We start from the raw sequence: 23,251 nt of genomic DNA, 5'->3' as shown, positions 1-23,251 counted from the left end.
TAAAAGACTCATCACTTAAGATTTATTTTAAATAGGCTTATACTAGAGTGTTGATGTGATAAAAGAAGGGGGCACATGCATAAGATTTAGTAAGGAATTTTATTACCTCTATGAGGCTTGATGGCAAAACGTGAGAGAGGTGCCTAATGAAAAAAAGTCACGGAATTGAAAAAGAAATTAAAAAACTTCGAATACATCTTTCACATTTACAAGAAAATAGCAAAAAAGCATCGCTTCATCTGTTAATGAATGAGGAAGCACTCATCCGAAAAAAAATTAAAATATTAAAACAACTACCAGATATGGAAGAATACGGGGGAGAAATTTTATATAATGACTATGTATTGTTATTAAACGATATTTCACGAAAAATCTTAAGTCATTACAATGAAGAAAATCAAACCGATTATAATTTTGAAGACCTCACCTCATCTTACAAAGAGGCTTTTATTAACAGTGGAATTTTATGTGTGCTACAAGGTATTTATCTTCCTAGATTAATGAATCATGATTTTCAATGCTATCTCCCAATTAACCCAAAAGATGAATATAAAAAAACGAGGCAAATGAAGCGAAAGTTTTATCTTCATCTTGGAGAAACGAATACAGGAAAAACTTATCATGCGATCGAGGCTTTGAAAAAATCTAAGCGCGGCATTTATCTAGCACCTTTACGTTTACTAGCTTTAGAAAATTATGAAAATCTAAATCAGTCTCAAATTCCCTGTCATCTTTTAACAGGGGAAGAAGAAATTATCGTCACGAATGCTAATCATATTAGCTGTACGATTGAAAAATTAGATTTGAATCAATTATATGATGTAGCCGTGATTGATGAAGTTCAGTTAATAGGCGATGTTATTAGAGGGGCGTCTTGGACAAAAGCAATCTTAGGATTAATGAGTCAAGACATTCATATTTGTGGTGCTTTAAATACAAAAAAATTATTAATTCAATTAATTGAGGATTGTGGTGAGGAATACGAGATAAAAGAATATTATCGGAATACTCCTTTGAAACTAGAGCAGACGCCGTATCAAATGAATAATCCTTCTGCTGGAGATGCGTTAATTGCTTTTTCTAAGAAAAAAGTTCTGGAGCTATCACGATATTATCAAGATCGAGGCTATAAAGTCAGTGTCATTTATGGCGATCTGCCACCTGAGGTGAGACGGTTACAATATTCGATGTTTAGTAGTGGAGAAAGTGAATTGTTAATTACAACAGATGCGATTGGAATGGGAGTTAATTTACCCATTAAACGTATTGTGTTTACGAGTTTAAAAAAATTTGATGGTGAAGATATTAGAGAGTTAACGTCACAAGAGGTCAAGCAAATTGCAGGTCGGGCTGGAAGGAAAGGAATCTATGAAGTTGGATATGTGACGAGTATCGATGAGTATTTGGGGAGGCTTCAAGAAAAATTAGAGTGCGAAGATCGATTGATTGAGAAAGCAATCATTGGACCGACGGAATTATTACTTCAAATAAAAGGGATTCCATTGATTGAAAAGTTAGCGATATGGTCTATGTATTATGACGAATTTTCGTATTATCAAAAAATGGATGTTAGCCATTATCTATTTATTTTAGAACAAATTAAGCCCTATAAATTATCGCAAAACGATCAATGGAAAGTGATGAAACTCCCCATTAATTTTACAAATCCAGAATTGTTAAATTTATTGTTGTTCTTTATTGAGGAAGTGTTTGTTGATGGGAACTTCGAATTAACTAAGCCAAAAATTCACTCAGAAGACCTCGATTTGTTAGAGATTCATTATCAAGAAGTTAATCTCTATTATAATTTTTCAAAATCATTTAATTTAATATTTGATGTGAATTGGGTATACCGAGAACGAGCGAAAATTAGTAAAAAATTAAATTATTTATTACACTGTCTTTAAATCAAAAAAAGAGCATTTATCTATGAGATAGATGCTCTTTTAACTATTAAGCGCGACTTAATTGCGTAATTTTTGTTTCAATTGGAGTTAAGAAGAATTGGATACAAGGTCCGATTAATAATGTTGCAATAATTGTTCCAAGACCTAATTTCCCACCTAACGTGAATCCAAGAACAACCAAGATAACATCAAATGTAATACGAACCCATTTATATTGCCACTTTAATTTATCGCAAATAATAATTGGTAATTGGTCTGTTGGTGCAACACTTAAATTAGCTGATTTTAAGATTGAGAATCCAATTGCAATAACAACACAGCTAATTGCAACGATAGCTAATCGAACGATTAAAGGTAATGATTCAATTCCAAGTGGATCGAATAATTGATTTAAAAGATCTAAAAAGGGTCCAGCTGTAACAACAGCTAAGAATGTTCCTAAACGAATATACTCACGCGCAAAAATTAAAATACCAACAAAGACAATTCCCATGAATAGCATGTTTGCTTGACCAACCGTGATGTGAAGAATATTTGATAAACCTTGCATAAAGATTGTGACTGAGTCTACTCCAGTATTTGATTTGATAAAGAATGAAACTCCAATTTGAATGATGAAGCATCCCACGATAAAGCATAAAATTCTAAAGATAAAATTTTTGAAATTCTTTTGTTTCATTATAGTCCCTCCGATAGTGTGTTTTACTTTTAGATAACGATTGATAAAAATGTGAATTTAAGACATGTTCTATATTCGAATTGCATGCGCTTTAAATTTATTAATTTCAGGTAATATCATACAAAAACAAATAGGAGTTGTCAATTAAAAAGTAAGCGAAAACATTGTTGCTATTATCAAATTTTATTTATTTTTTTAAAACAATGTGGAGGTTTAGTGTATCCGTTTTTATTATAATACCAATGTTTTTGATGTTTTTTTGCACGAAGTAAATGTGACAAAAAAACATATATTTTTTATAGAAAATTGCAGATAAAAATTAAAAAAACATTTCAAAAAAATTACAATTATTGTTAATAAAAGATTAAAATGGTAAAATTGATGTATGAGTTCGTACTATTTTTAGGGGGTAAAAATAACATATATTAAAGCGCCTTATTTTATATTTTGATCAGGTGAAATGAATGAATCAATAAAAAATAGTCAAAGATGAAGGTGAATCATGAGATAGAAAGAATAGTAGTTAGGAGGGGCATGAAATAATGAATATTCAAGGAAGGTTTTCATCATACTTAGATGAATATAATAAAATTACGATCTTAGTACCAAAGAGTTATTATGGAGGGGAAATTGCACCTTTTAGATTAGTTAATCTAATGAATCAGGAAGTACTCGAGTTAAAAGTAGAAGAAAAATTTGATTTTGGAAATGAGCTAAAATATATTTTATCGATTCAAGGGTTTGTTGAAGTAGGGCAAGAATATAGGGTCATGGATTGTTATAATAATGATAGCTATTTATTTTTAGGCTATATTGCGAGAACAGATGAATTCGATAAGCGTTTTTATTATACTGGAGACGATTTAGGAGCGACTTACTCTAAGACAATGACACGCTTTAAATTATGGGCGCCAACAGCGACACAAGTCCAACTAGTCCTTTATGAAGAGGATGTGACGCATTATCGCAAAATGAAACGAAGATCAAAAGGAATTTGGGAATTAACGGTTTATCAAGATTTAGAGGGATATCGTTATCGTTATGAAATCGTAAATAATCTCGTTAAACAAGAAACCATTGATCCATATGGCATCGCATCGACTGCTAATGCGACTTATAGTGTCATTATTGATCCCGCTTTATGCGAAACAATTAATCATGATATTAGACCCCAACTTAATCAACCAACAGATGCCATTATTTATGAACTTAGTGTCAGAGATTTTACAATTAATGATGAATTCATTAGGCATAAAGGGAAATATTTAGGCTTAACAGAATGGTTAGAAGGGAGTAATACAGGACTAGATTATTTGAAAAATTTAGGTGTGACCCATATTCAATTACTTCCGATATTTGATTTTGAAGGTGTTGATGAATTAAATCCACAAAAAAGTTATAACTGGGGGTATAATCCTGTTCAATACAACGTTCCAGAAGGAAGTTATTCAACAGATGCCACGAATCCGTATGCTCGTATTAATGAATTAAGAAAATTAATTAATACACTACATGAAAATGGATTTGGTGTTATTATGGATGTGGTATACAATCACGTATATGAACGACGCACTTTTCCTTTTGATGCAATGGTTCCAACATACTTTTATCGCTATGACTATCAAGGAATGCCATCAGATGGAACAGGGTGTGGAAATGACTTAGCAACTAATCGATTAATGGTTCGCAAATTTGTATTAGACTCTGTAAAATTCTGGGTTGAAGAATATGGAATTGATGGGTTTAGATTTGACTTAATGGGGATTATAGATGTAGATACGATGAATGAAATTCATCAATTATGTGAGGAATTAAATCCATCGATTTTGATTTATGGAGAAGGCTGGGATATGAATACGCCACTTCCTCAAAATCAAAAAGCAGCTAAATTCAACGCTTATAAAATGCCTAAAATTGGACACTTTAACGACTCATTTAGAGATAATATAAAGGGTCATACTTTTAATCATCAAGAGCGTGGCCTAGCACTTGGAAACTTTGGATATGCGAATGTGGGAAAACAATTATTAGCAGGAAGTTCTGGATTAAGTGAAGGAGAAACGTATATGTTTTATCAACCTTCACAAAGTATAAACTACATTGAATGTCATGATAATCACACGTTATGGGATCGCATGCAACTTTCAAATGGTGATGAGAGTGATGAAATTCGTCAAAAACGTCAAATATTAGCGACAGCCATGGTTATTTTTGCGCAAGGGATTCCTTTTATCCAGTCTGGACAAGAATTCTTTAGAAGTAAAAAAGGAATTGAGAATAGCTATAATATGCCAGATGAAATTAATGCGATTAATTGGGAAGAGGCCAAATCACACCAATCAAGCATCGATTTGATAAGAGGATACATTCAAATTAGAAAGGCACATGGCGCTTTTAGATTTTCTAATTCTTTATTAGTAAAAAAACATCTTCGTATTTTTCAACATCATCATTCTGTGATAGAATATACTTTGAAAAATGTTAAAGAATATGGTGAATGGGACGAAATTCATGTCTTCTTCAATACACAAAATCGATCAGTAGAAATTCCGGTGATGACAAAAGGATTACAAATCATTGCAAATGCCTCTAAAAGTGGTTTAACCTCTTTAGGTGAAGTTGGAAATGAGCTTAGCATAGAACCTCTAAGTACAACGATTATCGTCAAATAAAGGAGATCCCACATGGAAGCAGATAAAGATATCATCAATCGATTAAAACGGGTCGAAGGACAAAATAGAGAAATGATTCGAATGATTGAAGAAGAAAAAGATTGTCGTTCGGTTATTCATCAAATGAATGCTGCTAAAACAGCCATTGATCGAGCCATTGGTTATACAGTGGCCAATCATCTAGAAAATAGTATTTAGCAGTATATTGAAGCAAAGAATAAAGATAATCAAGTATTAGAAGAGGCAATTGATTTGGTTATCAGAAGTAGATAGGGAAAAATCCTTAGCACTGCTAAGGATTTTTTATTAGAGAAATGGAGTGTTACGATGACAAATCAAGTAAACATCAAGATTTTAGGTGTAGAAGATGCTCTAATTTTAAATGCCATGCAAGTATTGAATCAGACATTTTTTACAAGTTCAACCATTAATGAATCAGAACAGCCGGACCTAATCTTTTATTATGAAGAAAAAAAAGAAGGAGATGAACTAATCGTCACAGGAACGTTAAATCAAGACGTTCAAACGATTCGTCGTCAACTTGAAGCAAATGAATCAAAGACACGTAAGTATGCCTATTTAGCCGTTTATTTACTCCTATTACAACATCATACCGGCCATATTCAGGCGTGGGGACTGTTAAACGGAATGCGTCCAACAAAACTGGTTCACGGAATGAAAAAACGAGGTTATTCCGATCAAGAAATTAAAGAATACATGCAGGCTGAATACTTAGTCAGTGATGAAAAAATCAATTTATTACTTGATGTTGCGAACCACCAATTAAAAGTTATTCCAGACTTACATACCATCCAAAATGAAATTAGTCTTTATATTGGAATTCCATTCTGTCCGACACGATGTGCGTATTGTACCTTCCCAGCATATGCACAAGAACCGTTCAAAAAATGGATTGAACCCTTCCTTGAAGCACTGCTAGAAGAAATTAAATTAGTTGGAGCGTTCATTAAAGAACGTCAACTCAAAATTACATCCATTTACTTTGGTGGAGGAACAGCAACTTCTTTAACAAAAGAGCAGTTTGAAAAACTATTAATCACGGTATATGAACACGTGGCTAATGCTTCTGAAGTTCGTGAAATCACAGTAGAAGCGGGACGTCCAGATACCATTACACCCGAAAAATTATCATTATTAAAAGAATATGACATCCATCGTATCAGCATTAATCCGCAATCATTTAATCAAGCAACGCTTGACAGTATTGGTCGCCATCATACGGTAGAAGATGTCATAGATAAATTTAAAATGGCTAAAGAATACGATTTTGATAATATTAATATGGACTTAATTGTTGGGCTTCCTGATGAAGGAGAAAAAGAATTAGCCTATACATTAAGTCAAATCGAAGAACTTCAACCTGAATCATTGACGGTTCATATGTTAGCCTTTAAACGTAGTTCAAAAATTACTCAAAATCGCGGGTTATATACGACAGCAAGTAAAGAAGAGTTAGAACGTATGAGTCGAATGACGTATGATTTTGCAAAAGAACAACAGTATTTACCTTATTATTTATACCGTCAGAAAAATATTTCCGCTAATATGGAGAACATTGGGTATTCCAAAGAAGGACATGAAAGCATCTATAATATTTTAATTATGGAAGAAGCTCAAAATATTTTAGGTCTTGGCGTTGGAGCTTCGAGTAAATACTTAATTGGAACGTCAGTTCATAATCCAAAAGACTTAAAAACGTATATTGATTCTTATCAAACGTATGCAACTAAGAAAATTGAAACGCTAATTGAAAGTTTAGAAATAGGTGATACCCATGCAAATTAAAGATTTAAAAGTAAAAGAAGTTCAAACCATCCAAGTGTTAATCAAATCTGTTAACGTCGCTAAAAATGCAGCGCAAAAATCATATTTAAGATTTGAATTTGTTGATCAAACGGGTACTATTTTCGCAAATAAATGGAGTGTTAAACCAGAAGAAATAACGCTATTTCATCCAGGCCAAGTTGTAAAGGTTAAAGGTCTTATTCAACTTTATAATACCCAAAAACAAATCAATATCGAAACAGTAGAGCCCGTAGAAGGGGATCTTGATATTTCTAAATATGTCATGGCCTCTGCTTATCCAGCAGATGTCTTAAAAAGCAACATCGAAACGTTTGTCAATCAAATGCAAGAGGGGTACTATAAAAATATTGTAAATGCCTTTTTAAGCAAATATGAGACTGAATTTTACCGTCATCCCGCTGCAAGTCGTATGCATCATGCTTTTATTTCAGGACTTGCACAACATGTCTATGAAATGTTGAAAATCGCAGCCGTGTATTGTGACATGTATGAGATGCTGAATCGAGAATTAGTGTATGCAGGTATTATTTTACATGATATGGGGAAATTATTTGAAATGACATGTGAAAATCTTGTCAGCACGGAATATACCTTAGAAGGGTTAATGGTGGGGCATATCAGCATGATGGTGTCACTCATTGATGAAATGTCTAAAGAACTAGAGTGCGAGGGAGAAGAATCTATCTTATTAAAACATATGATAATTGCACATCATGGTAAATTAGAATGGGGATCACCAAAAGAACCAATGATTGCAGAAGCAGAATTAGTTCATTACTTAGATGTTGTTTCTGCGAAAATGACGGCTCTTGAGACGGCTTTTAAAACTTGCGAAATTTCTCAAATGAGTGAACGGGTTCCTATGCTCGATAATCGCCGTTTTTATAAACACAAATAAAAAAAGACTGAGAAGGATTTAATTTCTTCTCAGTCTTTTTTTTATTCAGCGGCTTCTTCTGTGTTATCAGAAGCGTCTGTTCCTTCATCAGTTGTTACATCATCAGTTGTTACATCATCTGATGATTGAGTAGCAGTTTCTTCAGTTGTTGTGTTATCAGTTCCTTCTTCAGCAGATAAAGAATCTTGAATGTTAGCTACGATTGCATCATAACGTTTTTGAACTGATTCATCTGTGAATTTAACATTTGCTTCTGTACGATATTTAATTAAAATCGCTTCTAATTTTAATTGAGTATATTCTTCAGAGCGAATTGTTGTTTCTAATTCATCTTTTAAATCATCGAATGATGGCTTTTCATCTTCTGCATATTTGTAGATAACATGGTATCCATATTGTGTTTTAACGGGTTCTTCAGTGTATTCACCAACGTTTAAAGCAAATGCGGCATTTTCAAATTCAGATACCATTTGACCTTTTCCAAATGATCCTAAATCTCCGCCATTTGATGCTGAACCATCTTTACTATATTCTTTTGCTAATTCTTCGAATTTAGCTTCTTTATCTTCGGCAGCATCTAATTGTGCAATTAAATCTTTAGCTGTTTCTTCATCTTCTACTAAGATGTGACGAGCGCTAATATTTGGTGTGTATTCATTATAAGCAGCTTGTAATTGTTCGTCAGTAATTGGGTATTCAGCGGCGAAAGCAGCATCTTGTAAGGCAGCAAGTTTGAAGTAATTGAAGATTTCCTCATCGTTCATTAATCCGTATTGTGCCATATAAGCATAGTAGTTGCTTCCCCAGTTCACTTTAAACTCATCGATTAAAGCTTTAACCTCTTTCTCATCATAAGAGTATTTATCTTCTAATAGATGAGTATCAAGGATTGAGATTCCAGTTGATAATCCATAGGCAGGAACTAATTCATTATATAAGTCTTCAACAGTATATTCTTTTTCATTTGTTTTAGCGATTAAATCACTCTTAGTTTTGTTTTCAGTATAAGTTGAAGAGATTTCTTTGTATTGATCTTGTAAGAACGTATTATAGATTGTAAATCCAGCATCCTCACGCTCTTTAGCAAGGGCAGCTACAACAACTTCATCTGTCATTTTTTCTTTTACTAATGTTTCTGTAATTGAATCTTTTACCTCATCAAGCGTTGGAATTTCTTCAGTTGTAGCTTCTTCAGTTGTTGTTTCATCAGTAGTTGCTTCAGAAGAAGATTCCTCAATTGTTGTTTCCTCTTTTTTATATGTTTCGTCGTAACGCGCTTGAATTTCTTCATCTGTTACAGTAATTGATGCTTTAACAGCAGCTTCACGATATAAATTTAATGCTAAATATTCGCGAACCTCCTCTTCAGAATTGAATCCTTGAAGAGCTAAGAATTGATCGAAGTCGGAATAAATTGATTTATACATGTCAATCATTTGATCAATTTGAGTCGTATCAATCTCATATTTTGTTGATAAAACATCGTAATCCACTTGATTAAGTAGAGCTACAATTCCTCCAGTTTCAACCATGTCATTGAATAATTCTTGCTTAGTTACGTTGTATACATCTGATGTAATAAAATTCTCGTTACCATTTGGTAATTTAATGCTCACTTCATCTTTATTTGAACAGGCACCTAACGTTAAGGTTACGGCTAGTGCGGCTGCTGCAGCGAAGTACTTTTTCATCACTTTCACATCCTCTTAATTGGTATATTATAACGTTTTTAATGATAGCATTTTTCAAAATGGGTAACAATATATTTTTGGTAGGTTTTTGTGGAATTTCGGTAAAAACATAAACCAAATTATGAATTTACCATAGTATATATTAGCTCAGGAAACTTAGTGGGAAATTTGAAAGGAGTTGAGATTAATGTTCGGTAATGGTTGTGCATTTATCTTAGTATTATTCATCCTATTAGTTATCATCGGATGTGGATGCGGATGCGGATTTGGAGCTTTCTAATTAAGCTGTAAATCAATTCCTAGATAAAGAAAGTTTCAATGTTCTTTTCTTAAAAAGAACAAAAAATTAGTGATTATTAAGGGAGCGAACTTGTTATGTGTGGAAATAGCTGTGCATTTATTTTAGTCTTATTCATCTTATTAGTGATTATTGCATGCGGATGTGGATGCGGATTTGGAGCTTTCTAATCAGGCTTTAAATTAATTCCTAGATAAAAAGGTTTCAGTGTTCTTTTCTTAAAAGAACAAAAAATTAGTGATTATTAAGGGAGCGAGTTAGTTATGTGTGGAAATAATTTTGCATTTATTTTAGTCTTATTTATTTTATTAGTAATCATCGGATGCTGCTGTGGTGTTGGACTAGGTTGCTAACGATATAAATACGAAAAAATTTGTAAATGGTTAAAGTGTGAAGTGAAAATATCACCATTGTTTTCTATTAGAATGGGACAGAAGAGGGTGGTGAGGAAGAGACTTAACGAAAGTTAAGTCTCTTTTTTTGTAAAAGGTAACGCCTAATATAGTGTCTGACAATCATCATAACCTTATACTTTAAAATAAGAAAATGTTAAATTGAACAAAGGAAATGATCCTATTGATTGTGTTTTTAAATGGTATCTTTTGATGGGAAAGGGACTTTAATTATAAAGGCATGTTCTTTCGACATTTAAGAGTGGGAAAATGGAAGTATAAAACGATTACAAACAGAGATTGTGTGAAATATTACAGAATGAAAAAATAAATATTATTAATACGTGGATGGCACATTGCAAAGCAATAGGGGGTATCGTATAATCTCCTTGAAATCCAAAATAAAGGGGAGGTTATTATGGAACATACAAGCTTAACATCAGAGAATTTCAATAAGCTAGATGTGTTTATTCAATCACATTTAAGTGAGACGGAAGGGTTGATGCCAATTTTACATGAGGCGCAAGATATTTTTGGTTACATTCCATTAGAAGTTCAAAAGTTTATTTCAAATCGCACTGGGATTTCAGTTTCAAGAATTCATGGGGTCGTGACTTTTTATTCTCAATTTTCAACTGAACCAAAAGGTGAAAATGTGATCGGGGTCTGTTTAGGAACAGCTTGTTATGTAAAAGGTGCTCAAGCAATTTTACAGAAATTCAAAGAGGAATTAGGGATTGAACCTGAACAAACAACATCAGATGGAAAATTTTCATTGGTAGCTACAAGATGTATTGGTGCTTGTGGACTAGCACCGGTTATTACAATTAATGACGATGTTTACGGAAAGATGGATGCTTCACAAGTATCTAGTATTCTTAAAAAATACAACTAGTGAATTATTCAATTATGTAAGCGTTGTATTTTTTAGAAGGTAGAAATGGGGGAACATTGTTGAAAGTATCAACGATTATGAGTCTTCTAGATGCAAAGTGCTTCACTAAATTTCAATTAGATGATGAGATTGAGAGTGCTTTTGCCTGCGATTTGATGAGTGATGTTTTGGCATATGTTAATCAAGATATTTTATTGATTACTGGTCTTGCTCATGTACAGACCCTACGTACAGCTGAAATGTTAGATATTAAGTACATTGTATTTGTAAGAGGAAAGCAACCCAATCAAGAGATGATTGAATTAGCTAAACATCATCATATGATTTTACTAGGAACGCATTTAACGATGTATGAAGCAAGTGGAATTTTATATCAAGAGGGATTAGTTGGATTACAAGTCTGATGAAATGGCAGGGTGGCTAAATGAAGAATAATATACGATTTGTGTTTAAAGTAAAAGCAGATGATTTTTTGAATGCAGGAAAAGTATCGAGTGAAATTAAAAAATACTTGTCTCAGCTTGGGTTGTCTAGAGAACTGATTCGGAAAATTGTCATTTGCTCTTATGAAGCAGAAGTTAATTTAGTCATTCACTCACTGGGTGGAGACATTGAATTAGAAATTTCAAATTCAGCTATTCATCTATATTCTATTGATCAAGGTCCAGGCATTGAAAATATTAATTTAGCGATGAAAGCGGGTTTTTCGACTGCATCAGAAAAAGCCCGTGAAATGGGATTTGGTGCCGGAATGGGATTGCCGAATATGAAAAAACATTCAGATGAGTTTGAAATTAAATCATCGAATGGCGGAACATTTATTCGTATGACATATTTCATTCCTAGTTAGGAGGTTAATGAAATGAAAGGATATAATCATCGCATTAAAATAAACTTTGATGATTGTATCGGTTGTACACGATGTATGCGTGTTTGTCCTACGGAAGCAATTCGAATTGTCAATGGAAAAGTCAAATTAATAGAAGAAAAGTGTGTGAATTGCGGAGCATGTTTTACAACTTGCCATGTTCATGCCTTTGACTTAAAAAAAGAGCGATTAGAAGAATTAAATCAATATCCGTTTAATGTGGCTATTTTACCGATTGCGATTTATGGCATGATAAAAGATTTAGAAGATTTAAATATTGTGTACCAAACGTTATATGATATTGGATTCGATGCTGTTTTTGATAGTTCAATTGTTTATGAATGTTTAGGAGAAAAAATTGAATCTTATGTGACAAGTTGCAAGCTGTCTAATATGCCATATATTTTGACGCACTGTCCCAGTGTGGTCAAACTTATTCAAGTTAAGTATTCTGATTTGAATCATCATCTTGTTCCATTTGATTTTCCAATTGAAATTTGTGCCAAGTTAATTCGAAAAAGGTATGCAAAGCAACTAAAGATGAATCCAGATGAAGTCGGAATTAGTTATATCAGCGAATGTTTAGCTAATTATATGGAAATAAAACAACCGATCGGTAAAAAGGAATCTAATATTAATTTCGTCTTTTTACTTTCAACTATTTTCAAAGATATTTTAAAGCATATTGAAAATGATCCGCCTCAAACGCTGAATCACACGGTTTCTTTAAACGGAATTTTATGTGCTAAAGTAGGTGGGATTAGAAGAATTACCCAATTAATTGATTGTTTATCTGTTGATGGAATGAATCAAGTGGTTGAAATTTTAGAAAAATTAGATATGGGGCAATTGAATCATATCAATGTTTTAGAGTGTTATGCATGTGTAGGTGGCTGTGTTGGAGGGACATTCACACTTGAAAATCCATTCATTGCTAAGAGTAAAATTAATCGTCTCGTCAAAAGTGTGATTCCTTCAGATTCGTTGGAAAAACAAATGCTAAAAGAATTGTCTGATACCTATGATTGGGTATTTGAAAGTGAATTAGAGCATTTTGATATTTCAAAATTAGATGATGATTTCTTTACTTCATTAGTCAAATTACAACAGATTAATGACATCTATCATCAGCTCCCAAATATTGATTGTTGTGCATGTGGGTCACCTTCTTGTCGAGCTTTGGCGGAAGATATTGTTGCTGGATTAAAACGATTAGAGGATTGTATTGTTTTAACACAGAAAAAAAGAGGTGATAATGTTGACACTTAGTCAAGTTTTATTAGATTCAAGATTAACATTAATTTGTGGTGAAGATTTAGAAATAACACAGGTTGAAGGCTTTTATATTGGTGATTTATTGAGCTTTGTCATGGGAAAAGCGAAAAAAGGCCAGTTATGGCTAACCGTTCAAGCTCATCCTAATGTGATTGCAATTGCAAGTCTTTTAGAATTAAGTGGGGTTATTGTTTTAGAAGGGGTTAAAATCCCAGAAGAAACCATTCAATTAGCAAAAGAGCACAAGATAGCATTGATGCAAACAAATAGTAGTGCAGTTGAAATGATTCAAGCATTACTGTCGTTAAGTTAAAGAATGAAGCTGTACTATGACTTACATATTCATTCGGCCTTATCACCTTGTGCTGATGAGTCTATGACCCCAAATAATATTGTCTTAATGGCTAAAATTAAAGGTCTCGATATGATTTCACTGACCGATCATAATAGTGTCAAAAATATGGGACCAGTTGCTAAGATTTGTGAAAAAGAGAATATCTTATTTATTCCAGGTATTGAAATTGAGACCATTGAAGGAGTACACCTACTTTGCTATACCGATAGTTTAGAAGCGATGATGAAAATAGGGGAAGTTACTGAAAAACATCTAGGGATGATTGAAAATCGTCCTGAATTTTTTGGAACTCAGTGGGTCATGAATGAAAAGGATGAAGTGATTGAAAGGGTTAAACCACTGTTAATTCAATCGACCACGCTAACGATTCAAGATGTTATTAAATTGGTCCATGAAATAGGAGGTGTTGTCATAGCTGCGCATCTGAATAAAAGAGAACACAGTATTTTGACAAACCTAGGGTTCATTCCTCCAGATTTATTAATTGATGGTGTTGAATTAAATGCCTACGTTTTAAAAAAAGATAAAGCCTCGCCTAAATGGGGAGACTATTTAGTTTTTATTAATTCTGATGCCCATCAATTAGGCGATATCAGTGAAGCTGAAAATGTCATAATTTTAGAAAATAAGTCTCGCTTCGACTTTTTTTCTTATGTTAAGAAGGAGGAGAAATGAGAGATCTTTCCTTACACTTATTAGATTTAACAATGAACTCGATTCGTGCAAAGGCAACACTCATCGAAATTAAGTTCATTGAATCTAAAAAAAATGATCAACTCATCATGGTCATTAAAGATAATGGATGTGGCATGAGTCAAAAGATGTTAGAGCAAGTTAAAAATCCATTTTTTACAACCCGTACGACCCGAAAAGTTGGACTTGGGATTCCCCTTTTAATGGCGATGTCTTCAAGATGTGAGGGAGACGTCTTCATTCAATCTGAAATCGGGGTTGGGACTGAAGTGAGGAGTACAATCAAACTTAGTCATATTGATCGACCTCCTTTTGGTGAGATTCATAATACGATTGCATCTTTAATTTATTTAGAACCAAACATTGATTTTATCTATGAGCATCAAAATGATGAGTTAGACTATTTATTTTCTACGCAACTTGTGAAAGAAGTGATCAAGGATTTACCGATTAATCATCAAGAGGTGATGAATTGGATTAATAAAGAATTAAAAGAAGGGGATTTTGCCTTCACAACTTACTAATAGTAAAGGGGTTCTGATATGAAAACTTTAAAGGAATTAGAAGAAATCCGTGAAAAAACCTTAAAGAATTTACAATTGCGCGATCATGAAGGGAAAGAAGTTCGTGTGGTTGTTGGAATGGGGACTTGCGGTATTTCAGCAGGGGCACGTCCTGTTTTGAATGAATTAGTTAATGAAGTGAATCAAAGACATCTTGAACATGTCGTGATTACTCAAACAGGATGTATTGGAATGTGTACATATGAGCCGATGTTTGATGTTTTTGATGCATTTGGGAAAACAACTTATGTTCATATGACACCTGAAAAAGTTAAAAAAGTAGTTTTAGAACATTTAGTTAATGGAAACATCGTATCAGAATATACAATTGGTGCAGTGACGAACTAGTAAAAAATAGAAGGAGGGGTATAGATGCAGTTTTATCGGTCACATGTTTTGATTTGTGGGGGAACAGGTTGTACATCATCAAAATCAAAGGAAATTAAACATGAACTTGTTAATCATCTTGTACGGTTAGGACTTGATAAAGAGGTACAAGTGGTTATGACTGGGTGCTTTGGTCTTTGTGAAGCTGGACCTATCGTTATCGTTTATCCAGAAGGAACGTTCTATTCTAAAGTTCAAGTTAGCGATGCAGTACGTATTGCAGAAGAACACTTATTAAAAGGTCGTATTATTAAAGATCTTTTATTCAAAGAAGCTTTAGAAGAAGGTGAAATTAAAGCAGTTAATGAAGTAGAATTTTATGCCAAACAAACAAGGGTTGCTCTGAGAAATTGTGGGAATATTAACCCAGAAAATATCGATGAGTATATTGCACATGATGGATATCGTGCCTTAGGAAAAGCTTTGACTGAAATGACACCAGAACAAGTCATTGAAGAAGTTAAAAAATCAGGATTAAGAGGCCGTGGTGGTGGTGGTTTTACAACAGGTCTTAAATGGGAGTTTACTTATAAATCAAAATCAGATAAAAAATATGTGGCCTGTAATGCAGATGAAGGGGATCCTGGAGCCTTTATGGATCGTTCTATTTTAGAGGGAGATCCACACTCAGTTTTGGAAGCAATGGCTTTGGCTGGATACGCTATCGGGGCTGATACAGGATATATTTATGTTCGCGCTGAATATCCGATTGCTGTTAAACGGTTAAGCATTGCCATTGAACAAGCACGAGAATATGGATTACTTGGTCATGGAATTTTCGGAACAGATTTTAACTTTGATATTGAGTTACGACTAGGTGCGGGAGCTTTTGTTTGCGGTGAAGAAACAGCTTTAATTGAATCAATTGAAGGAAAACGCGGGATGCCAAGGCCAAGACCACCATTTCCAGCTGTTAAAGGGGTATGGGGAAAACCAACGTTATTAAACAATGTTGAAACTTATGCCAATGTTCCACTCATTATTTTAAAAGGTGGAGAGTGGTTCGCAAGGATTGGGACTGAAAAATCAAAAGGAACAAAAGTTTTTGCTTTAGGTGGAAAGATTAACAACACCGGATTAGTTGAAATTCCAATGGGAACAACATTAAAAGAAGTGATTTACGGTATTGGAGGAGGGATTCCAAACGGTAAAAAATTTAAAGCTGCACAAACTGGAGGACCATCAGGAGGATGTCTAACAGAAGAACTGTTAGATACAGAAATTGACTTTGATAATTTAGTGAAGCTTGGATCTATGATGGGATCAGGTGGAATGATTATTATGGATGAAGATAACTGTATGGTTGATATCGCAAGATTTTATTTAGATTTTACATGTGATGAGTCATGTGGAAAATGTACACCTTGTCGTGAAGGAACAAAACGCATGATGGAAATTTTAAATAGAATTACCGAAGGAAAAGGTGAGCTTTCCGATTTAGATGAGTTAGAACATTTAGCAGAATATATTAAATCAAGTTCTTTATGTGGACTCGGTCAAACAGCACCCAATCCAGTTCTATCAACACTCTCTCATTTTAAGGATGAGTATTTAGCTCATGTTGTTGATAAACGCTGTCCATCAGGGGTTTGTACGAAGTTATTAGAATACTTTATTACCGATAAATGTATTGGATGTGGAATGTGCGCCAAAGCCTGCCCAGCATCATGTATTAAACCGGTTGGTGAAGTAGTGAATGAAAAAACAGGACGTCGTCGTCATGTGATTAATAAAGTAGATTGCATTAAGTGTGGGGCTTGTATGGCTACTTGTCCACCAAAAATTAGTGCAATTGTAAAGCGATAGGGGGGATTAGAAATGGAATTAGTCAATCTCACAATGAATGGAATAGCTTTGCAAGTTCCGTCTCATTATACGATTTTAGAAGCTGCACGCGAAGCGGGAATTAAAATTCCAACCTTATGTTTTTTAAAAGATTTAAATGAAACAGGTGCTTGTCGAGTGTGTGTGGTTGAAGTAGAAGGGGCTCGTTCGCTTGTGACGGCTTGTAATATGAAAGTTTCGGAGGGAATGAAGGTTCACACTCATTCAAGTAAAGTGTTAGATTCAAGAAGAATGACGGTTGAGTTACTACTTGCTAATCATAATGTCGAGTGTACAACTTGTGTGCGAAATCATAACTGTGAACTAAAACAATTATCAAATGATTTAGGATGTACGGGTCGTCATTTTAAAGGGGAACGTCGAGAAACGATTTATCGAGATGATTCATATTCAATTGTGCGTGATACATCAAAATGTATTTTATGTGGACGTTGTGTTGCCGCATGTCGTGAAAAAGCAGGGGTTGAGGTTTTAGCTTTTAATCAACGTGGGTTCAAAACTTATATCGGTCCAGCGTTTGAAGCATGTATGGATGACGCAGGTTGCATTCATTGTGGACAATGTATTGCCGCTTGTCCAACCGCCGCATTGCAAGAACATTCAAATATTAATCAAGTTGTTGAAGCTATCAACGATCCAAATAAAATGGTTGTTTTTCAAGTTGCCCCTGCTGTTCGCGCAGCACTTGGAGAAGAATTTAATTTACCAATTGGAACATGTGTAACTGGAAAAATTGCGGCTGCACTTCGTCGTATTGGAGGACCAAGCAGTAAAGTTTTTGATACAAACTTTAGTGCTGACTTAACGATTATGGAAGAAGCTTATGAATTGGTTAATCGAATTCAACAGGGAGGAGTCCTTCCAATGATTACATCTTGTTCTCCAGGATGGATTCGATTGGCGGAACAATATATGCCAGATGTCTTACCACATCTTTCGACTTGTAAATCACCACAACAAATGTTTGGAGCTATTTTAAAGTCTTATTGGGCAGAAAAAAATAATATTGATAAATCATCGATCTATTGTGTTTCTGTTATGCCGTGTGTAGCTAAAAAAACTGAATTAAAACGTGAAGAATTAGCGGTTAATGGAATAGCGGATGTTGATGCATCCATCACAACGCGAGAATTGGCTCGAATGATTCGCATGTATGGATTAGATTTTAATGCATTACCAGATGAAACATTTGATCAACCACTTGGTGAATATAGTGGTGCTGGAACTATTTTTGGGGCAACAGGTGGTGTAATGGAAGCGGCCTTAAGAACAGCAGCAGATGTATTAAGTGGTCAATCTTTAGAACAAATTGAATATGAAGCAGTACGCGGTGTTGAAGGCGTTAAAGAGGCAACCTTAACCGTTGGCGATTTAACTTTGAATGTAGCAGTTATTCATGGTGGAAAACAAGCGCTTGAAACAGTGAATCAGTTATTAACGAGTGATAAACCTTACCATTTTATTGAAGTGATGGGATGTAGTGGCGGATGTGTTGCTGGAGGAGGACAACCTCATATTCCAGCTCACTTATTTAATAAAGGATTAGATATACGAGAAGAACGAGCAAAAGCTCTTTATGAAGATGATAAAGCCCAAGTCATTCGAAAATCGCATGAAAATCCTGTGATTCAAAACGTATATGCAGAATATTTAGGAACACCAAACAGTCATTTAGCTCATGAGTTACTACATACTCATTATGAGAAAAAAGACTTGTATATAAAAAAGTTAAACGAAACAAACTAATCAAGATTATAGTAAATACGAGTCGTATTTGATTATAATGTTTAAATGTTTTTATTTTAAAGCATATTCCTTTGATAGTTTTAAGAGTTTAGGTATACTATAACTGTAACCGAGATTTAATTGATTATGAAAAGTTATAATGTTTTAAATCAAAATTTGATGATATTAGCTGGAATAAAGGTTAGTAAATAGGTTTGTGACTAACGTTTATGCGGTATGGTATTAAATGTATAAAAATGAAATAAAAGCATTTTGCTTTCGTTGTTGATTAGTGTTAGGTATAGTATAATTGTATCGTGTATATATTACAAAATGTATTAAAATCAGGGAGGTTAATGTTATGTCTAAAGTGTTCCAATCAATGGATGGATGTCAGGCAGCTGCATATGTTTCTTATGCTTTTACAGAAGTAGCGGGAATTTATCCAATTACGCCTTCGACTCCAATGGCAGAATATACAGATTTATGGGCTTCACAAGGTAAAAAGAACTTATTTGGTGCGCCAGTTAAGCTTGTTGAGATGCAATCTGAAGCTGGGGCAGCTGGTACCGTTCATGGTTCTTTACAAGCTGGGGCTTTAACAACAACATATACAGCATCACAAGGTTTATTATTAAAAATTCCTAACATGTATAAAATCGCAGGGGAATTATTACCAGGCGTTATCCATGTTTCTGCTCGTGCTCTTGCTGCACAAGCATTATCAATCTTTGGGGATCACCAAGATATTTATGCAGCACGTCAAACAGGATTTGCGATGCTTGCAACAAGCTCAGTTCAAGAAGTGATGGACTTAGGAGGGGTTGCTCACTTAGCAGCTATCAAATCAAGTGTTCCATTCTTACACTTCTTTGACGGATTCCGTACTTCACATGAAATTCAAAAAGTTGAAGTAATGGATTACGAGGACTTAGGAAAATTATTAGATTATGACAAAGTTCGTGAATTCCGTTCACGTGCGATTAACCCAAACCACCCAGTAACTAAAGGGTCAGCACAAAATGACGACGTTTACTTCCAAACACGCGAAGTACAAAATAAATACTACGATGCAGTTCCTGGTATTGTAGCAGATTATATGGAAAAAATTTCTGAAATTACAGGTCGTCCTTATGCACCATTTATGTATTATGGAGCAGAAGATGCAACAGATATTATCGTTGCAATGGGATCAATTACAGAAACAATTAAAGAAACAATTGATTATTTAATTAAAACTGAAGGACGTAAAATTGGTTTAATTACAGTTCACTTATATCGTCCATTTAGTTCTGAATACTTCTTCAAAGTATTGCCAAGTACAGTAGAACGTATTGCAGTATTAGACCGTACAAAAGAACCAGGAGCACCAAGTGAACCATTATGTTTAGATGTACGTTCAATCTTCCATGGTCGTGAAAATGCACCAAAAATTATTGGAGGACGTTTCGGTTTATCTTCAAAAGATACAACACCTTCACATATTTTAGCAGTGTATGAAAACTTAGCTGGAGAACAAAAAGATGATTTCACAGTTGGTATTGTCGATGATGTAACATTCAAATCATTACCAATTAATAAAGAAATCATGGTATTAGAAGATCACGTAACAGAAGCTTTATTCTTCGGTTTAGGATCTGATGGGACAATCGGAGCTAATAAAAATACAATTAAAATCATCGGAGAAAATACTGACTTATATGCACAAGCATACTTTGCATACGATTCAAAAAAATCAGGTGGTTTAACACGTTCTAATTTACGTTTTGGTAAAGATGTGATCCGTGCTCCATATCTAGTATCAACTCCAAGTTTCGTATCTTGTTCAATGGATACATACATTGGTAAATACGATATGATTAGTGGATTACGTCAAGGAGGAACATTCTTATTAAATACTGTTCACTCTAAAGAAGAAATCGTTGAAATGTGGCCAAATAGTTTCAAAAAACAATTAGCAGAGAAAAATGCGAAAGTATACTTAATTGATGCCGTAACATTAGCTAAAGAAATTGGATTAGGACGTCGAACTAATACAATCATGCAATCTGCATTCTTCAAATTAAATGAGCAAATCATGCCATATGAAACAGCTCAAACATTAATGAAAAAATATGTTGAAAAATTATATTCACGTAAAGGTGAAGCAATTATCTCAATGAACTTCGCTGCTATTGATAAAGGAGCAGAGGGATTAGTTGAGTTAACAGTAGACCCAGCATGGGCCAACTTAACAGACGAAGAAGTTCATGTTGATGAAACTCGACCACACTTCGTAAAAACAATTGCTGATCCAATTAATCATAATGATGGAAATAATTTACCAGTTTCAGCATTCGTTGATTATGCTGATGGAACAATGGTAAATGGTTCTGCGGCTTATGAAAAACGTGGGATTGCAAACTTCGTTCCAAAATGGATTGAAGAAAACTGTATCCAATGTAATCAATGTGCGTTCGTTTGTCCTCATGCTGTTATCCGTCCATTCTTAGTGACTGAAGCAGAAAAAGAACAAGCTCCAGAAGGAACACGTACATTAAAAGCGATTGGAAAAGGATTAGATGGATTAGAATATTGTATCCAAGTTTCAACACTGGATTGTACAGGATGTGAAGTTTGTGCACATATCTGTCCAGGTAAAAAAGGAAATAAAGCCTTAGTTATGGTTCCAATTAGTGAAGAATTAGAAGCAGGACAAGCAGAACGTTCTGACTACTTCTTCAATAAAGTAACTTATAAAGATGATTTATTACCAAAAACAACAGTTAAAGGTGCTCAATTTGCTCAACCATTATTCGAATTCTCTGGAGCATGTGCTGGATGTGGAGAAACTCCATATTTAACATTAATGACTCGTTTATTCGGTGATCGTATGACAATTGCCAATGCAACAGGATGTTCATCAATCTATGGTGGTTCATTCCCAGCAACACCTTATACTACAAATGCTAATGGAGAAGGACCAGCATGGGCTAACTCATTATTCGAAGATAATGCAGAATTCGGATTTGGTATGCATGTGGCTGCTGAGACATTACGTAACCGTATTGGAATCATCATGGAAGAAAATATGGAAAACGTAGAAGCTGAATTAGCAGAATTATTTACGAAATGGTTAGATAACCGTCATAATGGTTCAGTAACAAAAGCATTAGCACCACAATTAGAAGTTGCTATTTCTTCATCAGCTAATGAAGCAGTTAAAGAAATTTTAGACTTAAAAGATTACATCGTTAAACAATCTAACTGGATTGTAGGTGGAGATGGATGGGCATATGACATCGGTTATGGAGGATTAGACCACGTTATCGCTAATAATGAAGATGTTAACATCTTAGTATTAGATACAGAGGTTTACTCAAATACTGGTGGACAATCATCTAAATCTTCTCGTGCCGCTTCAATTGCTAAATTTACTGCGGCTGGTAAATCAGGTAAGAAAAAAGACTTAGCAGCGATTGCAATGTCTTATGGACACGTATATGTTGCTCAAATTTCTCATGGTGCTAGCCAAGCTCAAGTATTAAAAGCATTCATGGAAGCAGAAGCTCATGAAGGTCCATCAATTATCTTAGCGTACTCACCATGTATCGCTCACGGTATTAAGGGTGGATTAGCTAATAGCCAATCTCAAGCTAAATTAGCAACAGAATGTGGATATTGGCCAACATATCGCTTTGATCCAAAATTAATCGATCAAGGTAAAAACCCATTAACAATCGATTCTAAAGCACCAAACTGGGATAAATATCAAGACTTCTTAATGAGTGAAGCTCGTTATGCTCAAGTTACAAAAATCAACCCTGAGCATGCACAACGCTTATTAGATGAAAATAGAAAAGAAGCACAACGTCGTTATCGTCAATTAGAACGTATGGCTGCTCTTGACTATTCAGAAGAAGCAATTGAAACAAACGAATAATATAGATGAAACAGGTCAGTTAATCTGACCTGTTTTTTTTATGTCTAATCGAAGGTGAAGCTTTTATAAAACAGGATAGAAAATAGCCAAGATGGTCTCAGACTTAAAGGATATATTAGAAAGGAAACGTAGAATGTTTATGTATTGAGAATTATTTTGTTAGGGCAATGTATCGCATAATAAAACGACAAAGGTGAACAAAAAACTACAAAAAACAAATAAAAACCAAAAAATAAACCGCTTTCATATAGTTTGTGTGTAACGGGTTACTAAAAAATAATATGAATTAATAATCATCTGACAAAAGACGCTAAAATCAAACGTTTAGTCGTGTTAGGATTATGAGGTAATAAAGAGGG

The 23,251-nt window shown here is 34.2% G+C and carries 20 protein-coding genes; 18 read left to right on the top strand and 2 right to left on the bottom strand.

The features are described 5' to 3' along the window. Positions 1–146: 146 nt before the first annotated feature. Complete coding sequence (locus J6D32_RS05730) at positions 147–1,907, top strand: helicase-related protein (protein WP_006785681.1); 1,761 nt, start codon at positions 147–149, stop codon at positions 1,905–1,907. A 46-nt stretch (positions 1,908–1,953) separates the two neighbouring features. On the opposite strand, the gene J6D32_RS05725 is transcribed toward J6D32_RS05730, so the two are convergent. Next, positions 1,954–2,586 carry a YczE/YyaS/YitT family protein gene (locus tag J6D32_RS05725; protein ID WP_006785682.1) on the bottom strand — a complete coding sequence of 211 codons (633 nt, stop codon included), beginning with the start codon at positions 2,584–2,586 and terminating at the stop codon, positions 1,954–1,956. 542 nt (positions 2,587–3,128) lie between these two features. Between J6D32_RS05725 and pulA the strand changes: the two genes are divergently transcribed. The 4 genes from pulA (at position 3,129) to J6D32_RS05705 (ending at position 7,983) form a co-directional block, all read left to right on the top strand. Then, entirely contained in the window at positions 3,129–5,258 is a 2,130-nt protein-coding gene (gene pulA / locus J6D32_RS05720) for a type I pullulanase (protein WP_006785683.1), read from the top strand. Between the two features lie 12 nt (positions 5,259–5,270). Next, positions 5,271–5,456 carry a metal-sensing transcriptional repressor gene (locus J6D32_RS05715; protein WP_006785684.1) on the top strand — a complete coding sequence of 62 codons (186 nt, stop codon included), beginning with the start codon at positions 5,271–5,273 and terminating at the stop codon, positions 5,454–5,456. Between the two features lie 129 nt (positions 5,457–5,585). Further along, positions 5,586–7,064, top strand: coding sequence for a coproporphyrinogen dehydrogenase HemZ (gene hemZ, locus J6D32_RS05710; protein WP_006785685.1), 1,479 nt, complete (start codon positions 5,586–5,588; stop codon positions 7,062–7,064). Continuing rightward, positions 7,054–7,983, top strand: a complete 930-nt coding sequence (locus J6D32_RS05705) for a 3'-5' exoribonuclease YhaM family protein (RefSeq protein WP_006785686.1) — start codon at positions 7,054–7,056, stop codon at positions 7,981–7,983. Before hemZ ends, J6D32_RS05705 begins: the two co-directional genes overlap by 11 nt. A 41-nt stretch (positions 7,984–8,024) precedes the next feature. Here the strand turns inward: J6D32_RS05705 and J6D32_RS05700 are convergent, their stop codons facing one another. Further along, the gene (locus tag J6D32_RS05700) at positions 8,025–9,674 is read right to left on the bottom strand and encodes a peptidylprolyl isomerase (RefSeq protein ID WP_055165092.1); all 1,650 of its coding nucleotides are present in this window, start codon (positions 9,672–9,674) and stop codon (positions 8,025–8,027) included. 187 nt (positions 9,675–9,861) lie between these two features. On the opposite strand from J6D32_RS05700, the gene J6D32_RS05695 reads away from it, so the two are divergent. From J6D32_RS05695 to nifJ, 13 genes are all read left to right on the top strand, one after another. Beyond that, on the top strand, positions 9,862–9,954 hold the full coding sequence (locus tag J6D32_RS05695) for a YjcZ family sporulation protein (RefSeq protein ID WP_081448248.1): 93 nt from the start codon (positions 9,862–9,864) through the stop codon (positions 9,952–9,954). A gap of 281 nt (positions 9,955–10,235) precedes the next feature. Then, positions 10,236–10,325 carry a YjcZ family sporulation protein gene (locus tag J6D32_RS05690; protein ID WP_081448250.1) on the top strand — a complete coding sequence of 30 codons (90 nt, stop codon included), beginning with the start codon at positions 10,236–10,238 and terminating at the stop codon, positions 10,323–10,325. A 457-nt stretch (positions 10,326–10,782) separates the two neighbouring features. After that, complete coding sequence (locus tag J6D32_RS05685; protein WP_006785688.1) at positions 10,783–11,259, top strand: NADH-quinone oxidoreductase subunit NuoE family protein; 477 nt, start codon at positions 10,783–10,785, stop codon at positions 11,257–11,259. A gap of 59 nt (positions 11,260–11,318) precedes the next feature. Further along, the gene (locus J6D32_RS05680; protein WP_006785689.1) at positions 11,319–11,663 is read left to right on the top strand and encodes a hypothetical protein; all 345 of its coding nucleotides are present in this window, start codon (positions 11,319–11,321) and stop codon (positions 11,661–11,663) included. A 20-nt stretch (positions 11,664–11,683) separates the two neighbouring features. Continuing rightward, positions 11,684–12,109, top strand: a complete 426-nt coding sequence (locus J6D32_RS05675) for an ATP-binding protein (RefSeq protein ID WP_006785690.1) — start codon at positions 11,684–11,686, stop codon at positions 12,107–12,109. Positions 12,110–12,121: 12 nt separating this feature from the next. Further along, positions 12,122–13,396 (top strand): [Fe-Fe] hydrogenase large subunit C-terminal domain-containing protein, encoded by a 1,275-nt coding sequence (locus tag J6D32_RS05670; protein WP_006785691.1) that lies wholly within the window; start codon positions 12,122–12,124, stop codon positions 13,394–13,396. Next, positions 13,383–13,715 (top strand): hypothetical protein, encoded by a 333-nt coding sequence (locus J6D32_RS05665; protein ID WP_229040068.1) that lies wholly within the window; start codon positions 13,383–13,385, stop codon positions 13,713–13,715. Before J6D32_RS05670 ends, J6D32_RS05665 begins: the two co-directional genes overlap by 14 nt. A gap of 3 nt (positions 13,716–13,718) precedes the next feature. Next, a complete protein-coding gene (locus J6D32_RS05660; RefSeq protein WP_006785693.1) occupies positions 13,719–14,432 on the top strand; it encodes a PHP domain-containing protein in 714 nt (237 codons plus the stop codon). Then, a complete protein-coding gene (locus J6D32_RS05655) occupies positions 14,429–14,974 on the top strand; it encodes an ATP-binding protein (RefSeq protein WP_006785694.1) in 546 nt (181 codons plus the stop codon). Before J6D32_RS05660 ends, J6D32_RS05655 begins: the two co-directional genes overlap by 4 nt. An 18-nt stretch (positions 14,975–14,992) precedes the next feature. Continuing rightward, complete coding sequence (locus J6D32_RS05650) at positions 14,993–15,361, top strand: (2Fe-2S) ferredoxin domain-containing protein (protein ID WP_006785695.1); 369 nt, start codon at positions 14,993–14,995, stop codon at positions 15,359–15,361. Positions 15,362–15,385: 24 nt separating this feature from the next. After that, positions 15,386–17,206 carry an NADH-quinone oxidoreductase subunit NuoF gene (nuoF, locus tag J6D32_RS05645; protein ID WP_006785696.1) on the top strand — a complete coding sequence of 607 codons (1,821 nt, stop codon included), beginning with the start codon at positions 15,386–15,388 and terminating at the stop codon, positions 17,204–17,206. Between the two features lie 12 nt (positions 17,207–17,218). Continuing rightward, positions 17,219–18,991 carry an NADH-dependent [FeFe] hydrogenase, group A6 gene (locus J6D32_RS05640; protein WP_006785697.1) on the top strand — a complete coding sequence of 591 codons (1,773 nt, stop codon included), beginning with the start codon at positions 17,219–17,221 and terminating at the stop codon, positions 18,989–18,991. A 340-nt stretch (positions 18,992–19,331) separates the two neighbouring features. Continuing rightward, entirely contained in the window at positions 19,332–22,892 is a 3,561-nt protein-coding gene (gene nifJ / locus J6D32_RS05635; RefSeq protein WP_006785698.1) for a pyruvate:ferredoxin (flavodoxin) oxidoreductase, read from the top strand. Positions 22,893–23,251: the final 359 nt, after the last annotated feature.

The sequence above is a fragment of the Turicibacter sp. genome (genome assembly GCF_017941855.1).
GTDB classification, from domain to species: domain Bacteria; phylum Bacillota_I; class Bacilli_A; order MOL361; family Turicibacteraceae; genus Turicibacter; species Turicibacter sanguinis.
This window is presented reverse-complemented; position numbering and strand designations above follow the sequence as displayed.

Excerpts from the sequence above, each read along its gene's own strand:
- J6D32_RS05730 (WP_006785681.1), top strand. The coding sequence starts at position 147 with ATGAAAAAAAGTCACGGAATTGAAAAAGAAATTAAAAAACTTCGAATA.
- J6D32_RS05715 (WP_006785684.1), top strand. The coding sequence starts at position 5,271 with ATGGAAGCAGATAAAGATATCATCAATCGATTAAAACGGGTCGAAGGA.
- nifJ (WP_006785698.1), top strand. The coding sequence starts at position 19,332 with ATGTCTAAAGTGTTCCAATCAATGGATGGATGTCAGGCAGCTGCATAT.
- nuoF (WP_006785696.1), top strand. The coding sequence starts at position 15,386 with ATGCAGTTTTATCGGTCACATGTTTTGATTTGTGGGGGAACAGGTTGT.
- J6D32_RS05665 (WP_229040068.1), top strand. The coding sequence starts at position 13,383 with ATGTTGACACTTAGTCAAGTTTTATTAGATTCAAGATTAACATTAATT.
- J6D32_RS05655 (WP_006785694.1), top strand. The coding sequence starts at position 14,429 with ATGAGAGATCTTTCCTTACACTTATTAGATTTAACAATGAACTCGATT.
- J6D32_RS05705 (WP_006785686.1), top strand. The coding sequence starts at position 7,054 with ATGCAAATTAAAGATTTAAAAGTAAAAGAAGTTCAAACCATCCAAGTG.
- J6D32_RS05685 (WP_006785688.1), top strand. The coding sequence starts at position 10,783 with ATGGAACATACAAGCTTAACATCAGAGAATTTCAATAAGCTAGATGTG.
- J6D32_RS05640 (WP_006785697.1), top strand. The coding sequence starts at position 17,219 with ATGGAATTAGTCAATCTCACAATGAATGGAATAGCTTTGCAAGTTCCG.
- J6D32_RS05725 (WP_006785682.1), bottom strand. The coding sequence starts at position 2,586 with ATGAAACAAAAGAATTTCAAAAATTTTATCTTTAGAATTTTATGCTTT.
- J6D32_RS05660 (WP_006785693.1), top strand. The coding sequence starts at position 13,719 with ATGAAGCTGTACTATGACTTACATATTCATTCGGCCTTATCACCTTGT.
- J6D32_RS05695 (WP_081448248.1), top strand. The coding sequence starts at position 9,862 with ATGTTCGGTAATGGTTGTGCATTTATCTTAGTATTATTCATCCTATTA.
- J6D32_RS05670 (WP_006785691.1), top strand. The coding sequence starts at position 12,122 with ATGAAAGGATATAATCATCGCATTAAAATAAACTTTGATGATTGTATC.
- hemZ (WP_006785685.1), top strand. The coding sequence starts at position 5,586 with ATGACAAATCAAGTAAACATCAAGATTTTAGGTGTAGAAGATGCTCTA.
- J6D32_RS05700 (WP_055165092.1), bottom strand. The coding sequence starts at position 9,674 with ATGAAAAAGTACTTCGCTGCAGCAGCCGCACTAGCCGTAACCTTAACG.
- J6D32_RS05690 (WP_081448250.1), top strand. The coding sequence starts at position 10,236 with ATGTGTGGAAATAATTTTGCATTTATTTTAGTCTTATTTATTTTATTA.
- J6D32_RS05675 (WP_006785690.1), top strand. The coding sequence starts at position 11,684 with ATGAAGAATAATATACGATTTGTGTTTAAAGTAAAAGCAGATGATTTT.
- J6D32_RS05650 (WP_006785695.1), top strand. The coding sequence starts at position 14,993 with ATGAAAACTTTAAAGGAATTAGAAGAAATCCGTGAAAAAACCTTAAAG.
- pulA (WP_006785683.1), top strand. The coding sequence starts at position 3,129 with ATGAATATTCAAGGAAGGTTTTCATCATACTTAGATGAATATAATAAA.